The 14,359-nt window shown below is 67.7% G+C and carries 17 protein-coding genes and 1 other RNA gene; 5 read left to right on the forward strand and 13 right to left on the reverse strand.

All coding sequences use genetic code 11. The features are described 5' to 3' along the window. The first annotated feature begins 23 nt into the window (after positions 1–23). Both DC434_RS10170 and DC434_RS10175 read left to right on the forward strand, forming a co-directional pair. A complete protein-coding gene (locus tag DC434_RS10170; RefSeq protein WP_133192793.1) occupies positions 24–671 on the forward strand; it encodes an AraC family transcriptional regulator in 648 nt (215 codons plus the stop codon). A 12-nt stretch (positions 672–683) separates the two neighbouring features. After that, on the forward strand, positions 684–1,196 hold the full coding sequence (locus tag DC434_RS10175) for a GNAT family N-acetyltransferase (RefSeq protein ID WP_116635155.1): 513 nt from the start codon (positions 684–686) through the stop codon (positions 1,194–1,196). Positions 1,197–1,220: 24 nt separating this feature from the next. Here DC434_RS10175 and DC434_RS10180 read toward each other — a convergent pair whose 3' ends face one another. The 3 genes from DC434_RS10180 to DC434_RS10190 all read right to left on the reverse strand — a co-directional run bounded on the left by DC434_RS10180 (position 1,221) and on the right by DC434_RS10190 (position 3,196). Beyond that, positions 1,221–2,306, reverse strand: coding sequence for an ATP-binding protein (locus tag DC434_RS10180; protein ID WP_116635156.1), 1,086 nt, complete (start codon positions 2,304–2,306; stop codon positions 1,221–1,223). Positions 2,307–2,374: 68 nt separating this feature from the next. After that, positions 2,375–2,659 (reverse strand): hypothetical protein, encoded by a 285-nt coding sequence (locus tag DC434_RS10185; RefSeq protein WP_116635157.1) that lies wholly within the window; start codon positions 2,657–2,659, stop codon positions 2,375–2,377. 108 nt (positions 2,660–2,767) lie between these two features. Continuing rightward, positions 2,768–3,196, reverse strand: coding sequence for an Hsp20/alpha crystallin family protein (locus DC434_RS10190; protein ID WP_116635158.1), 429 nt, complete (start codon positions 3,194–3,196; stop codon positions 2,768–2,770). A gap of 471 nt (positions 3,197–3,667) precedes the next feature. On the opposite strand from DC434_RS10190, the gene DC434_RS10195 reads away from it, so the two are divergent. After that, positions 3,668–3,955 carry a MerR family transcriptional regulator gene (locus DC434_RS10195; RefSeq protein ID WP_116635159.1) on the forward strand — a complete coding sequence of 96 codons (288 nt, stop codon included), beginning with the start codon at positions 3,668–3,670 and terminating at the stop codon, positions 3,953–3,955. A gap of 116 nt (positions 3,956–4,071) precedes the next feature. Here DC434_RS10195 and ssrA read toward each other — a convergent pair. After that, positions 4,072–4,441: a transfer-messenger RNA gene (gene ssrA / locus DC434_RS10200) on the reverse strand. Between the two features lie 140 nt (positions 4,442–4,581). Here ssrA and DC434_RS10205 point away from each other — a divergent pair. Continuing rightward, on the forward strand, positions 4,582–5,244 hold the full coding sequence (locus tag DC434_RS10205) for an SIMPL domain-containing protein (RefSeq protein WP_116635160.1): 663 nt from the start codon (positions 4,582–4,584) through the stop codon (positions 5,242–5,244). A gap of 12 nt (positions 5,245–5,256) precedes the next feature. On the opposite strand, the gene hflX is transcribed toward DC434_RS10205, so the two are convergent. After that, positions 5,257–6,762, reverse strand: coding sequence for a GTPase HflX (hflX, locus tag DC434_RS10210; RefSeq protein WP_116635161.1), 1,506 nt, complete (start codon positions 6,760–6,762; stop codon positions 5,257–5,259). A gap of 67 nt (positions 6,763–6,829) precedes the next feature. Here hflX and DC434_RS10215 point away from each other — a divergent pair, with 67 nt between their 5' ends. After that, on the forward strand, positions 6,830–7,471 hold the full coding sequence (locus DC434_RS10215) for a methyltransferase (protein WP_116635162.1): 642 nt from the start codon (positions 6,830–6,832) through the stop codon (positions 7,469–7,471). Positions 7,472–7,509: 38 nt separating this feature from the next. Here DC434_RS10215 and dapF read toward each other — a convergent pair whose 3' ends face one another. The 8 genes from dapF to DC434_RS10255 all read right to left on the reverse strand — a co-directional run bounded on the left by dapF (position 7,510) and on the right by DC434_RS10255 (position 14,289). Beyond that, complete coding sequence (dapF, locus tag DC434_RS10220) at positions 7,510–8,382, reverse strand: diaminopimelate epimerase (RefSeq protein ID WP_116635163.1); 873 nt, start codon at positions 8,380–8,382, stop codon at positions 7,510–7,512. 45 nt (positions 8,383–8,427) lie between these two features. After that, positions 8,428–8,955, reverse strand: a complete 528-nt coding sequence (locus DC434_RS10225) for a dihydrofolate reductase family protein (RefSeq protein ID WP_116635164.1) — start codon at positions 8,953–8,955, stop codon at positions 8,428–8,430. 37 nt (positions 8,956–8,992) lie between these two features. Next, positions 8,993–9,907 (reverse strand): tRNA (adenosine(37)-N6)-dimethylallyltransferase MiaA, encoded by a 915-nt coding sequence (gene miaA / locus DC434_RS10230; protein ID WP_116635165.1) that lies wholly within the window; start codon positions 9,905–9,907, stop codon positions 8,993–8,995. After that, positions 9,904–11,451 (reverse strand): tRNA (N6-isopentenyl adenosine(37)-C2)-methylthiotransferase MiaB, encoded by a 1,548-nt coding sequence (gene miaB / locus DC434_RS10235; RefSeq protein WP_116635166.1) that lies wholly within the window; start codon positions 11,449–11,451, stop codon positions 9,904–9,906. The genes miaA and miaB overlap by 4 nt, the downstream gene beginning before the upstream one ends. Before the next feature lie 48 nt (positions 11,452–11,499). Then, positions 11,500–12,414, reverse strand: a complete 915-nt coding sequence (locus DC434_RS10240; protein WP_116635167.1) for a regulatory protein RecX — start codon at positions 12,412–12,414, stop codon at positions 11,500–11,502. Next, positions 12,414–13,463, reverse strand: coding sequence for a recombinase RecA (recA, locus tag DC434_RS10245; RefSeq protein WP_116635168.1), 1,050 nt, complete (start codon positions 13,461–13,463; stop codon positions 12,414–12,416). Before recA ends, DC434_RS10240 begins: the two co-directional genes overlap by 1 nt. A gap of 269 nt (positions 13,464–13,732) precedes the next feature. Next, complete coding sequence (locus DC434_RS10250; protein ID WP_116635169.1) at positions 13,733–13,957, reverse strand: DUF3046 domain-containing protein; 225 nt, start codon at positions 13,955–13,957, stop codon at positions 13,733–13,735. 23 nt (positions 13,958–13,980) lie between these two features. Continuing rightward, positions 13,981–14,289, reverse strand: coding sequence for a helix-turn-helix transcriptional regulator (locus DC434_RS10255; RefSeq protein WP_060925763.1), 309 nt, complete (start codon positions 14,287–14,289; stop codon positions 13,981–13,983). Positions 14,290–14,359 lie beyond the last annotated feature (70 nt).

Genomic DNA, 14,359 nt, shown 5'->3' on the forward strand with positions numbered 1-14,359 from the left:
GGCACCTTCACGCCGATCATCTCGTGTGGATCCCCGCCCTCACCGAGCATGAGATGCGGATGGTCGGCGCGGGCGAAATGTTCAGCATCTACCTCGATCAGTCCCTGCGCCTCCCCCAGGACCGCTGGGACCGTCCGCTCGTCCTCCCCGTCGACACCGTCGGCGTGGCGATCATGCAGGACCTGTGCGCGCACGCCACCGAGGATCGTCGTCTGCAGGCGTCGGTCGCGCTCCTGCTCGAGATCCTGTCGGCCACGGACGAGAGCTACGACGCCCTGACGGTGCCCTCCGATTCCCGCGCGCGGACCGTGGCCGACGCCATCCTGCACGAGCCCCACATCGACCGGGACCTCGGCGCATGGGCTCGCGACCTCGGAATCAGCACGAAGACCCTGCACCGGGCGTTCCTGGCAGACACCGGGCTCTCCTTCAGCGAGTGGCGCACTCGCGCGCGGGTGTACGCCGCCGAGCGGCTGCTCGTCGACGGCCTGCCCGTCACGGACGCCGCGGAGATGGTCGGATACCGCACAGCCACCGGCTTCATCAAGGCGTTCCGGCAGGTCTTCGGATCGACCCCCGCTGCGTACATCCGCGCGAAGCGCAGAGCGCGCAGCGCCGGTGCTCCACGGATCTCGGGGAACTCCCGGCCGCGGAATGTCCCTGCCCCGTGACAGGCTGACGACGTGGAATCCCTCTCGCTTCGGCCCTGGCACGACGACGACCTGCCTCTGCTCCGCCGCGCGAACACGCCGGAGATGACGTCGCATCTCAACGGCCCGGAGACCGACGAACAGGTGGCCGATCGCCATGCGCGCTACCTGCGGTATGCGCAGACCGGCGAGGCGCGGATGTTCGCGATCCTGCTCGACGCGGAGCCCGTCGGCTCGATCGGCTACTGGAGGCTGCGCTGGAAGGAGCAGGAGGTGTGGGAGACCGGGTGGTTCGTCCTCCCGGAGGCGCAGGGGCATCGTGTCGCCGCGCGCGCTCTCGGGCTCCTGATCGACGACGCCCGCCGCCACCCCGAGAGGCGTGGCAAACTGGTCGCGTTCCCGTCGGTGGAGAATCCGCCGTCCAACGCCGTGTGCCGGCGCGCCGGCTTCGTCCTGACGGGATCGGAGACGGAGACGTTCCGCGGGACACAGCTGACGATGAACGAGTGGGAGTTCGATCTCACCGCGCCGCCCATCACCGTCTAGCGGGCGACGCATCCGCGCACCGCATCAGCTCCGCAGTGGCACCCGGACGTCTCCCCCGGACTCCTGGGTGAGCCGCTCCCCCATCTGCACGAAGGTCGGCGACGCGATGAATCCGCCGGCGAAGAGAGCCTGACCCTGCGCGAACGTCTGCGCGCGGCGGATCACCTCGTCCGATGCGAAGCCGAAGACCTCCGCGAGCTCGGCCAGATCGCGCGGCGCGTTCACCCGCATCAGCGCCAGGTTGTCGCACTGGGAGAGCACGTTCGGATGGATCTTGGTCGGCCGCTGTGTCGACAGGAGGAGCCAGAGCCCGAACTTCCTGCCCTCAGCGGCGATCTGGACGAGCTTCGCCGTCAGCTCCCTCTCCACAGCGGTGGAGGGTTCCGGCGAGCAGAGGTTGTGCGCCTCGTCGATGACGATGAGCACGGGTCGACGTTCCTCGCGTCGCGCCCAGAGGTGCTCCAGCACCGCGAGGGCGGCGACCTTTGGCTCCGCCGGATGGTCGAAGCCGCCGAGGTCGAGAACGGTGGCACGGGGCCGCTCCTGGACGTCGTCGACGACGGATGCCGCACCGCGGGACCAGAGATCCCACTCGAGCACCTGCAGGTTCTCCATGCGGTTCGCCAGACGCGCCTGCATCGGGTCTCCGCTCGCACGGAGGCCTCGGATCATCTGTGCTGTATCGAAGGTCTCGGAGACCATCTCCAGGTGCAGGAGGATGTTGTACTCCTCGGCGTCCGCGATGGGATCGATCTGCAGTACGGCAGCCTTCGATGCCGGGGAGAGGTCGACGTATCGCACCCGCAGCGGGTCTCCGTCGGCATGACCCGAGCGGAACACCCGCACATCGAGCCCGGAGATGCGGCTCGCCTCGGCCTCTCCGGCGGATGAGCGCACTTCGCGCAGGCGCACGAAATCGGCATTGGGGTCCAGGATGAGCAAGGGCAGGTCGGTGTGGAGCAGCAGCTGCTCGAGCACGACACCGAGCGCGTACGTCTTGCCGCTGCCGCTCTGACCGCACCAGAACGTGTGCCGATTGAACCTCCGCGGATCCAGTTGCACCTGCGCGGCGTCATCGTCGATCGCTGCGCCGATCGTCAGCTCCGGCATACGGGGACCTCCTCCTGCTCCTCCCCAGAGTGCACCCTCCGCCGCGCGCAGGGAAGAGGCGATCCTCGTCAGGCAGACAGGAGCGGCGGACGGTGCGGAATCGGGACCGGCCGGGTGGCGCGGCTGCGGCTCTCCATCCGTCGGACCTCTTCGAAAGCATCGATCGGGGACATGTAGCGGCTGGCGAGCGGGATCCGACGCATCCACATGACCTCGACCTCGTACTCGTCGACCTCGTAGACGCAGCCGACGGTGCGTCGAGGGTCCTCGGCTCCGTACCTGTGGTCGAGGATCAGCCATTCTCTTTCCGCTACTTTTCGGAGTTCGAACCGCGCGTCAGCCAGTTCGGTCATCTCTTCCTCCTGTGGGGGTTCGTGATGGGGCAGCGAGAGCGTGGGCGGTCGAGGGAGAACCGGATTCGACCGCCCACGCTCGGACCGGGCGCAGAGTCCCGAATCAGGTCAGGCGGTCACAGCCCTCGCGCTGTGAGATCCCGCAGACTCGATCCGGACCTTGCGTGGCTTCGCGCGCTCGGCGACGGGGATCATCACGCTGAGCACGCCGTTGTCGTACGTGGCGCTGATTCCCTGCGCGTCCACATCGTCGCCGATGGTGAAGCGACGCACGTACGAGCCGAATGGTCGCTCCTGCGCCAGCCATCGGGAGTTGTCACGATTCGCCTCCGTCCGCTCCGCGCGGATCGTGAGGAGATGGCCGTCCACATCCACATCGACCGACCCCGGATCCACTCCGGGGAGGTCGGCGTTGAGAACGTATCGATCGCCTTCACGGAACAGGTCCACGGGCATCAGGCGGGGCTGCCTGCTGGTATCGAAGACGCTCTGAGCGATCCGGTCCAACTGGCTGAAGGGATCAAACGACATCGACATGGTGAAAGAGTCTCCTTCCGATGAACGACGGCGTGACATGCCGTCAGAGATTCTGATCGACGAAGATGGCCGCGCGCGGCCGGATCTGACGGAGGTGCGCGCACCCTCTCCGCGAGCGCGTACTCCCACAGCGTGCGAGTCGGCGACGTCATCCGCCGGATCCGGGGGCCGCGCCCTTCTCGGAATCGGGGGGTCACGACAGCCGTTCTCACGGGCGAGAGCCCGGAGACGATCCGGTCGAATTCCGCCCGGACCCATTCCGTATCCGCGCAGAGGATGTCCGCGAACTCGGCGCTCGCGTCATCTACCGCGCTTCGCACTCCCACGGCAATCACCTCCATACCTGTCATCGCCAACTGTCGCGGTACCGGCGGGCTCGGCACCTCGACCCTGAGAGATCTGGATTACTTGATGCATATTTTGTACACCCAGATGTTGACGAAATGCAAGTGCAGCGAGCAGAATTCATGCATGGAGTCGTCATCCCGCACCCGACCGGTGTACACGATGAGCATCGCGGCCGAGCTGCTCGACCTGCCTCCCGCGACCCTGCGGCTGTACGAGCGGAAGGGCCTCGTGGATCCCGCGCGCACCGACGGCGGAACACGCCGCTACAGCGCGGACGACATCGATCGAATGCGCCGTATCGCCGATCTCCAGACGGACGGAGTGAATCTCGCCGGCATCGGGAAGGTGATGGGGCTGCAGGACGAGAACGCTGAGCTCAAGGCCACTCTCGACAGCCGGACGCGCGAATAGCCCGCGAGCGTGTTACGCGTGCGCATCGCGTACCGGCGGACGCGTGTTCCACGGACGCGAAAGGCCCGCCTCCTCGGTCTCCCGGGGAGGCGGGCCTTTCACCCGCGACAACGGCTTGGTGGAGCTGGGGGGAATCGAACCCCCGTCCAACGCTGCTAATCCACGCCTTCTCCGGGCGCAGTCTGCGAAGACGTTCTGCTCGGCTCCGACCTTTGTCACAGACACCTAAGTCGACGAGCCCAGCCTGGGAAGAGTCCCGCGTGACGTCCAGACGCCATCACACAGCAAGATTCCTAGATGACGCCAGGGTCCGTGTCGGAATCACACACGGTCTGACGGACTATCGGGCTCGCTTATGCAGCGAGGGCGAAGTCGTTGCGCTTGGTTTCGGCAACTATTTTTTTGCAGAGAGCGTTTACGAGATAACTCTGCATCCTCGGCCCGCTTCTCGTGGATACACAGGCGCTGTCGAAACCGATCAGCCCCGTGGTCCTTCTCTCGAAGGAGCCGTTGTCGCACTGTGGAATTTTCGCCCGGGTGCGGAACACCCGAGCATCTCAGACTACAACGTCCGGAGCGTCTTCGCCATTCCGCGGAGGCCCGACCCGCTGGCGTAGAGTCACCCCATGAGCGAAGTCACGGTCACCGTCCGCGGCGAGCACGAGGCGCGTGTCGCGCCCGAGCGCGCAACCATCCGCGTCAGCGTGCGAGCGGAGGGGCCTGAGCGCACTTCCGTCGTCGAGCAGGTGATGCGTCTCGCCGAACCGGTGCGCGGAAGCATCACCGAACGAGCGGATGCCGGCAGCGTCGTCGATTGGACGAGCAAGCGGCTGTCCGTGCGCGCGGAGCGCCCCTGGAACAACGAGGGCAAGCGCCTCGCACCCGTCTACTACGCCAGCATCGACTTCACCGCGACCTTCGTCGAGGCATCCGAGCTCTCCATCTGGGTGTCGGACATCTCCCCCTGGGACGGCGTCGAGGTCGGCTGGGTCAACTGGCATCTCACGCCGGAGACCAGCGCGCGGATCGAACGCGAGGTCGCAGCGCAGGCCGTCGGCGTCGCCGTCACGCGCGCCGAGACCTATGCCCACGCGCTCGGAATCGAAGGTGTCACTCCGCTCGAGATCGCCGACGTCGGACTCATCTCGAGCGGCCAGCCCGCGCCTCCCGCCCCGATGATGAAGGTGCGCGGTGCGGCGTTCGCCGCGGACTCGGCGCCCGCGATGGAATACGAGCCGGAGGACATCGTGATCTCCGCAACGGTCGAGGCGCGCTTCCTCGCCCGGTGACGGGGGTCCGCCTCAGCGGGTGAAGGGCTCCAGCTCCGCAGCGAGACGCTCGGAGACGCGCGCGTGCACGGCGGTCCCGTCCTCCTGGTGATCGACCGAGAGCAGCATGCCCGTCTCGTGGATCGCCGCGATCAGATCGCCGCGGTCGTACGGGACGACCGCGCGAACCTCGACGGCCGGCTTCGGGAGGGCCTCCTCGATCGCGGCGCGGAGTTCGGCGATGCCCTCGCCGGACCGCGACGAGACGAAGTGCGCGTGCGGCTGCAGGCCCCGCAGCACCAGGCGCTCGTCCTCGCCGATGAGGTCGGCCTTGTTGAAGACCACGATCTCCGGCAGGTCGCGGACGCCGACATCGCCCATCACATCGCGCACGGTCTGCAGCTGGCCCGCAGGATCGGGGTGTGATCCGTCGACGACGTGCAGCACGACGTCGGCCTGCCCGACCTCTTCCAGCGTCGAGCGGAACGCCTCCACCAGCTGATGCGGGAGGTTTCGGACGAATCCGACGGTGTCGGTGATCGTGTAGACGCGGCCGTCCTCGGTCTCCGACCGGCGGACGGTGGCATCGAGGGTGGCGAACAGTGCGTTCTCGACCAGCACACCGGCGCTCGTCAGGGCGTTGAGGAGACTAGACTTCCCGGCGTTCGTGTAGCCGGCGATCGCGACGGACGGGATCGTGTTGCGTTTGCGCTCAGCGCGCTTGGCTTCGCGAGCCGGACCGAAGTCGCGGATCTGCTTGCGCAGCAGCGCCATCTTCGTGCGGATGCGACGTCGGTCGAGCTCGATCTTGGTCTCACCGGGGCCACGCGAACCCATACCGGCACCACCGGCGCCGACCTGGCCGCCGGCCTGACGGCTCATCGAGTCACCCCAGCCGCGGAGACGGGGAAGGAGATACTCGAGCTGCGCGAGCTCGACCTGCGCCTTGCCCTCTCGGCTCTTCGCATGCTGGCTGAAGATGTCGAGGATCACCGTGGTGCGATCGATGACCTTGACCTTGACGACGTCTTCCAGTGCACGCCGCTGGCTCGGGGCCAGCTCGGTGTCGGCGATCACGGTGTCGGCGCCGACGGCTGCGACGATGTCCTTGAGCTCCTGCGCCTTGCCCCGGCCGAGGTACGTGGCGGCATCCGGATGAGGACGGCGCTGGAGCACACCGTCGAGCACGACGGCGCCGGCGGTCTCGGCGAGAGCGGCGAGCTCGCGCAGCGAGTTCTCGGCATCCTCCTGAGCACCCTGCGGGTAGACGCCCACCAGCACGACGTTCTCCAGCCGGAGCTGCCGGTACTCGACCTCGGTGACGTCCTCGAGCTCGGTCGAGAGCCCGCCGACACGGCGCAGCGCGTGGCGATCCTCGAGATCCCACTGATTGCCGTCCGTCGTGGAGTGCGTCGCCGTCGATTCGTCCTGCAGCGCCTGCGCGGCACCGAAGACACGCACCTCGGATCGCTTCTCTGCGTTCGCGAGCACGCGGTCGAGCGCCTCGTCATCGGTGGAGTGGGTCGTGGTCTCCGTCATCCGTTCCTGATCTCTGCTTTCGTTGCGAGCCTTAACCTTAGCCCGGGCGGTCCGGTACGCTCACCGTATGGGGTCTGAACATTACTTCACTGCGGCCCCGGCAAGCCCCGAGAATCTGCGCTCGATCCGTGTGTCGCTCGCAGGCCGTGAGCTGGATGTCACCACCGCGGGTGGAGTCTTCAGCCCGGATCGGCTGGATGCCGGCACCGCCGTGCTACTCGCCAACATGCCCCCGGTACCTCCGGGCGGCAACCTGCTCGACCTCGGCAGCGGCTGGGGACCGATCAGTCTCTCGATGGCCCTCGCCGCTCCGCACGCGACGGTCTGGGCCGTCGACGTGAACGAGCGAGCCCTCAATCTCGTCCGCCGCAATGCCGCGGCTCTCGGGCTCACCAATGTCAACGCCTCGCTGCCCGACGATGTTCCCGGCGACGTCACATTCCGCACGATCCGCTCGAACCCCCCGATCCGTGTGGGCAAGAACGAACTGCACGGCCTGCTGGAGCGCTGGATCCCCCGACTCGACGACCGCAGCGACGCCTGGCTCGTGGTGCAGCGGAACCTCGGTGCGGATTCGCTCCAGCGATGGATCGGCGCGACCTTCCATCCCGGCTACAGCGTCTTCCGCACCGCCACGGGCAAGGGCTATCGCATCCTCAAGGTGCGCAAGCACGGCAGCCCGCCGACCGAGCCCATCGCCGTCGCCTGACGCCGTATTCGCCTGGCGCGGCGCTCGCCTGAGGCCCGTCAGACGAGGTCGACCTCGCCCTGGAACACCAGCTGCGCGGGGCCGGCCAGTCCGACGTGCTCGCCGTCTTCCGCCGGGAACATGCGCACGCTCAGCGTGCCGCCGGGAACCTCGACCTGCCAGTTGTTCGGGGCCTGCTCGCCGGCCCAGTAGCGCACCGCGAGTGCCGTCGCAGCGATTCCGGTGCCGCAGCTGAGGGTCTCGCCGACACCACGCTCGAAGACGCGCATGCGCACGTGTCCGATCCCGTCGCGGACCAGCGGCTCGCCCGGCACGACGAACTCGATATTGGCGCCGGCCGGCAGCGCAGGCTCCAGGTCCGGAGCACGGTGCAGCTCCACCGAGGCGAGCTCGGCCTCCGAGGCGAGAGCGACGACCACGTGGGGGTTGCCGACGTCGATGCCGAGGCCGGGACGTGTGACGGGGAGCCCGTCCACACGCACCAGGGGGTCGTCGCCGGAGAGCTTCCACAGGCCGAGATCGACCTGATACCCGGTCGCGCTCCGCGTCACATCGCGCACGCCCGCGCGCGTTCCGATCGGCAGCGTCGAACCCTGCTCGATCGTGGCGAGTCCCGCGCGCACGAGGAAGTGGGCGAACACCCGGATGCCGTTGCCGCACATCTCGGCGATCGAGCCGTCAGCGTTGCGGTAGTCCATGAACCACTCGGCGTCGGGCTCTTCCGCGAGTGCGGCCGCCCCCTCGGCGATCGCGGAGGACCGCACGACCCGAAGGATTCCGTCGGCACCGATTCCGAAGTGCCGATCGCAGAGGACGGCGACCTGCTCGACGGTCAGATCGAGCTCCCCGTCGGGGTCGGCGATGATGATGAAGTCATTGCCCGTGCCGTGTCCTTTGGTGAATGCGACCATGAGCCCAGTCTAGGGATTGCACGAGGGCGGCTCGCTCCACGCCTCTCAGGCGCGCAGCACGCGGTACCGTCCGCAGAGGAAGCTGCGATTGCGCGCGACGTCGAGGAGTTCGAGATCGAGTTCGCGCGGGAGCAGCGGAGCGCCGGAGCCGAGCGTCACCGGCGCGTACTGCACCCAGACCTCGTCGAGCAGTCCGGCATCGGCGAACTGTCCGGCGAGGTCTCCGCCGCCGATGACCCAGAGATCCTTGCCACCGGCGGCCTCGACCATCTCGGCGTGCACCTCGGAGATCTCGCCCTGGGTCAGACGGATGTCGGCCCCGTCGGGAACCTCGAGGTGACGGTGGGTGAACACCCACGCCGGCTGGGCGTATCCCCAGCGGCCTTCCTCGTGCCGCATGACCCATTCATAGGTCGACGCCCCCATGGCGAGCGCGCCGATCGTCTTCTCGAAGCCCTGATAGGCCATCGGCCCCTCGGGGTCGATGTCCTGCTTCAGGAGCCAGTCGAGCGAGTGCTCGGACGTCGCGATGAATCCGTCGAGGCTGGACGCCGTGAAGAAGTGTGTCGTCATTCCGACAGCGTCGCATCGACCTCCGACATCGTGCCCGTCAGACGCCGACGATCCCGTCGAGGCCGGCGGGCGCTTCCCGCCACTCCACCTCGCGGTACCGCTTGAACCAGGAGACCTGTCTTCGGGCGTAGCGTCGCGTGAGCGCCTGCGTCTCGGCGATCGCCTCCCCTTCGGACAGGCGTCCGTCGAGCTGTCCGAGCGCCTGCGCATAGCCGATGGCGCGACTCGCGGTCACCCCCTGCTCGAGACCCTGACGGCGGAGCTCGGCGACCTCGTCGACGAGCCCCGCCTCCCACATCCTCTCGACGCGCGCATCGAGGCGCTCGACCAGTGCCGGGCGATCGACGTGCAGGCCGATGATGCGGGTCTGCGGGTGCCAGAGGGTCGGATGCTCCGGGAGCGCCGCCCCGTGGGTGCTGCCGCCCTGCTCGAGCACTTCGAGCGCACGGACGACACGTCGACCGTTCCGAGGGTCGATGCGTCGAGCGGTGATCGGGTCGCGGGCCCGGAGCCGTTCGAGGAGGGCGTCCGGTCCGTCGGCCTCCAGTTCCCTCTCGAGGCGTTCACGGATGGCCGGGTCGCGCGGAGGGAAGTGGAACTCGTAGACCACGCTCGAGACGTAGAGACCTGAGCCCCCGACGAGGATCGCGTCTCCGCCGCGTCCGTGGATCGCGCCGATCGCCGTCCGCGCCTGCGGCTGGTACCAGGCGACAGCGGCCTCCTGATCGACCTCGCGCACATCGAAGAGGTGATGCGGGATCCCTCTCCGCTCCGCGAGCGGCAGCTTGGCCGTACCGATGTCCATGCCGCGATAGAGCTGCATGGCATCCGCGTTGACGATCTCGGCGGGATTGCCTTTCGAGCGCAGCGCCTCAGCGAGGTCGAGGGCGAGGTCGCTCTTGCCGGTGCCGGTCGCCCCGACGACGGCCCAGAGTCGCGGGCCGTCGGTCACACGCCGACGCGCAGTGTCGGAAGGCCGAGCGACACGGCCCGCGGGCCGCCATCCGCGCTCGGGGCCGGCACAGCGCACGACTCGGACTGCGCGCGATCCCACGCATCTCCGCCGCGCGTCCGCCGGATCCGCAGCGGCGCACCCGTGGGGTCGTCGGCGAGCAGGTGGAAGGGCGCCGCATGCGTGACCGTCACGGTGACGACGTCGCCCGGTCGCGGAAGGTCCGATCCGGGGGTCACCTCGAAGTGCACGAGACGGTTGTCCTCCCCTCGGCCGGTGAGACGGTGCGTCTCGGCATCCTTCTTCCCCTCGCCGGTCGAGACGAGCACGTGGATCTCGCGACCGATCTGCTTCTGGTTCTCCTCCAGCGAGATGCGCTCCTGCAGGGCGATCAGACGGTTGTACCGGGCCTGGACGATATCTTTCGGGACCTGATCCTCCATCGTGGCGGCGGGTGTGCCCTCACGGATCGAGTACTGGAACGTGAAAGCCCCCGAGAAGCGCGCCTGCTCCACGACGCGCATCGTGTCCTCGAAGTCCTCCTCGGTCTCGCCCGGGAAGCCGACGATGATGTCGGTCGTGATCGCGGCATGCGGGATGCGGTCGCGGACCCGGTCGAGGATGCCGAGGAACCGCTCGCTGCGGTACGAGCGGCGCATCGCCTTGAGGATGCGGTCGCTTCCGGATTGCAGCGGCATGTGGAGCTGGGGCATCACGCTCGGCGTCTCGGCCATGGCGTCGATCACATCGTCGGTGAAGGCGGCGGGATGAGGGCTCGTGAACCGGATGCGCTCGAGGCCCTCGATCTCTCCCGCCGCTCGCAGCAGCTTTCCGAACGCCTGACGGTCGCCGAACTCGACACCGTACGAGTTCACGTTCTGTCCGAGCAGGGTGACCTCGATCGCACCGTCGTCGACGAGCAGCCGGATCTCGTTCAGGATGTCGCCGGGACGACGATCCTTCTCCTTGCCGCGCAGGCTCGGCACGATGCAGAAGGTGCAGGTGTTGTTGCAGCCCACGGAGATCGAGACCCAGCCGCTGTGCGCGGAATCGCGCTTGGTCGGCAGCGTGGACGGGAAGACCTCGAGAGACTCGAGGATCTCGAGCTCGGCATCGCCGTTGTGGCGTGCACGCTCGAGAAGACCGGGCAGCGAGCCCATGTTGTGCGTGCCGAACACGACGTCCACCCACGGCGCCTTGTCGAGCACGGCCTGCTTGTCCATCTGCGCGAGGCAGCCGCCCACGGCGATCTGCATGCCGTCCTTGCGGCGCTTCACGGAGGCGAGGTGCCCGAGCGTGCCGTACAGCTTGCCGGCAGCGTTGTCGCGCACCGCGCACGTGTTGATGATGACCACATCGGCCTCTGCGCCCTCGGACGCGCGCACGTACCCCGCGCTCTCCAGCGACCCGGACAGACGCTCCGAGTCGTGGACGTTCATCTGGCACCCGAAGGTGCGCACTTCATAGGAACGCTGTCGGCCGTCGACATCGATGGCTGCCGACGACGCGCTGATGATCGTCGGTTCACTGCGCGGGATAGTCATGATCCTCCCATTGTACGAGCGGATCAGGGACGGGAGGAGCGTCGCAGCTCAGTCGGAATCCACGAATCGGACGCCGGACGTCGACCCTCCGGACGAGACCTCGCGCAATGCCGCCTTCGCCGCGTTCATCGCCACCGCGCCGTTGTATCCGCGACGCGAGAGCTGCCCCACCAGGCGACGTACGGCGGTGTCGTTGTCGAGTCTGGCCATCGACCGCGCCTTGGAGCGCGCGTAATCGAGAGCGCGCTCGGCGTCGTCGTCCGGCAGCTCATCGAGGGCCGCGTCGATGACGTCGCGGGACAGTCCGCGCTGAGACAGAGCCCGCGAGAGCGCGACCCGCCCCTGCCCCTTGCGCTCGACTCCGGATGTGACGAGCAGACCGGCGAGAACGGCGTCATCGAGATACCGTCGCCGGCAGAAGTCGTCGATCACGTCTTCGATCTGCCCGGAGTCGAGATCATGCCCCTTGAGCACGAGCCTGGCCTCCGAGATCGACAGCGACTTCGCGCGGAGTTTGCGCAGCAGCGCCTCTTCGGCCGTCGCGCGGATCTCACCCGGAGATCGCACCAGCTCCGCGCTGTCGCGATCACCATCGTCCTGGAGGTCGTGCAACGCGCGAAGACGCGGCGCCGATCTCTCCGGAGCGCGCTCCTCCAGCGCACCCGAGTCGAGGTCGCCGCTGTTCGATGCCGCCGTCCTCGCCGCTGTTCCTCTGGCGGGATGGCGATCGCTGGGCGTGCCTGCGTCGCGAGCGTCGTCGAAGCGCGACGGCTCGGGCTGCGCATCCCAGGTCGAACGCCAGAGACCCGCATCGCCGGTACGACGCGGGACCACCTTCTCCGCGCGATCAGCGTCATCGTCAGAGACCTTCGCCGGCACCGCCTTGCGACCCCCGGCCTTGCTGCCGAAGAGAGGGATGATGGGGGCGATCCGCTCGGAATCGCCCCCATGCGTGTCAGTCATCAGGCCGGACGACGCTCGGCGAGCTCGTCAGCAGCCGCGGGGGCCGCGGACTGCCCGCCGATGCCGAGCTTCTGCTTGATCTGCGTCTCGATCGCCAGCGCGATGTCGGGGTTGTTGAGCAGGAACGTACGCGCGTTCTCCTTGCCCTGACCCAGCTGGTCGCCGTCGTAGGTGTACCACGAACCGGACTTCTTCACGATGGCGTGCTCGACCCCGAAGTCGATCAGGCTGCCTTCGCGCGAGATGCCGACACCGTAGAGGATGTCGAACTCGGCCTGCTTGAAGGGCGGGGCCATCTTGTTCTTCACGACCTTGACCCTGGTGCGGTTGCCCACCGCGTCAGTGCCGTCCTTCAGCGTCTCGATCCGGCGGATGTCCATGCGGACCGAGGCGTAGAACTTCAGCGCCTTACCACCCGCCGTGGTCTCGGGCGAGCCGAAGAAGACGCCGATCTTCTCACGCAGCTGGTTGATGAAGATCATCGTGGTGTTCGTCTGGTTGAGACCACCGGTGAGCTTTCGCAGAGCCTGCGACATCAGTCGCGCCTGCAGACCCACGTGCGAGTCACCCATCTCACCCTCGATCTCGGCGCGGGGCACGAGTGCCGCCACGGAGTCGATCACGATGAGGTCGATCGCACCCGAGCGCACGAGCATGTCGGCGATCTCGAGTGCCTGCTCACCCGTGTCGGGCTGGGAGACGAGGAGCGCGTCGATGTCGACGCCGAGCTTGGCGGCGTAGTCGGGGTCGAGCGCGTGCTCGGCATCGATGAAGGCGGCGATGCCACCCGCGCGCTGTGCGTTCGCGATCGCGTGCAGGGTGAGGGTCGTCTTACCGGACGACTCCGGGCCGTAGATCTCGACGATGCGACCACGCGGGAGACCGCCGACGCCGAGGGCGACGTCGAGGGCGATGGAGCCGGTCGGGATGACCGCCACGGGGGCGCGCTCATCGCTGCCCAGCCGCATGACGGAGCCCTTGCCGAACTGACGGTCGATCTGGGCGAGTGCTGTCTCGAGGGACTTCTCGCGGTCGGCGGGTGATGGCATGGTCTGCTCCTTCTGCTCGCGTGGTGCCGCCTGTAGGCTGCCGCGGCGCTCCCGATTGGGAGCAACTCTCCGACAAGGCGTATGGCTCTGGGCCTGTTCTTCACCGTACGAGGAGCCACCGACATTGCGTCGAAGCATCCGCGAACCGTGTGGAACGAAACTCAGAGACCACTTGTGCAGAAGACTACGCCCGCTTCGAACAGATCTTCGACGACACGCCGTCATCGGCGTGTCGGATACCGCACGACTCGAACGAGCTGCCGCCGACGTCAGCGACGCCGCGGCTCCTGACGCCCGACGCCGTGTCGCCGGTTCTCCGGCACGTCCATCTCGGCGCAGAGCGCCAGCCAGATGTCGCGGGGCGGCGCGCCGTCCGCGAGCGCCTCCACGGCCGTCCGATTGCCGAGCGCGCCGAGCACGAGGTCATTGACCAGCGATGACGCGCGGGCCTGGAACTCCGTCTCGACGGCGCGAAGGAACTCGCTGCGACGCATCCTGTCTCCGAGCCGGCAGAAGGTCAGTGCAGGGAGAGCTCGGGCTCGATCGACGCCACGAGGTCGTCGGGGACGACATCCGGGAAGACCTGGATGCCCTCGAGCACGGAGATGCGATCGCCGACCTCGCGCATGATCGTCGAGATGGGCACATCGAGCGCATCGGCGACCGAGGCGAGAATCTCGCTCGATGCCTCCTTCTGACCCCGCTCGACCTCACTGAGGTATCCGAGCGCGACCGAAGCCTTGCTTGCGACCTGCCGGAGGGTGCGCCCCTTCTGCAGGCGGAAGTCCCTCAGCACATCGCCGATTTCCTGTCGTACAAGAATCATCGGAACCTCCTCCCCGTTCGATCCATCGAGTTCCCCCTCGATGAGACAGCCAGTCTAGTCCCCCTGGCTT

The organism is Microbacterium sp. TPD7012 (genome assembly GCF_003075395.1).
Classification (GTDB): domain Bacteria; phylum Actinomycetota; class Actinomycetes; order Actinomycetales; family Microbacteriaceae; genus Microbacterium.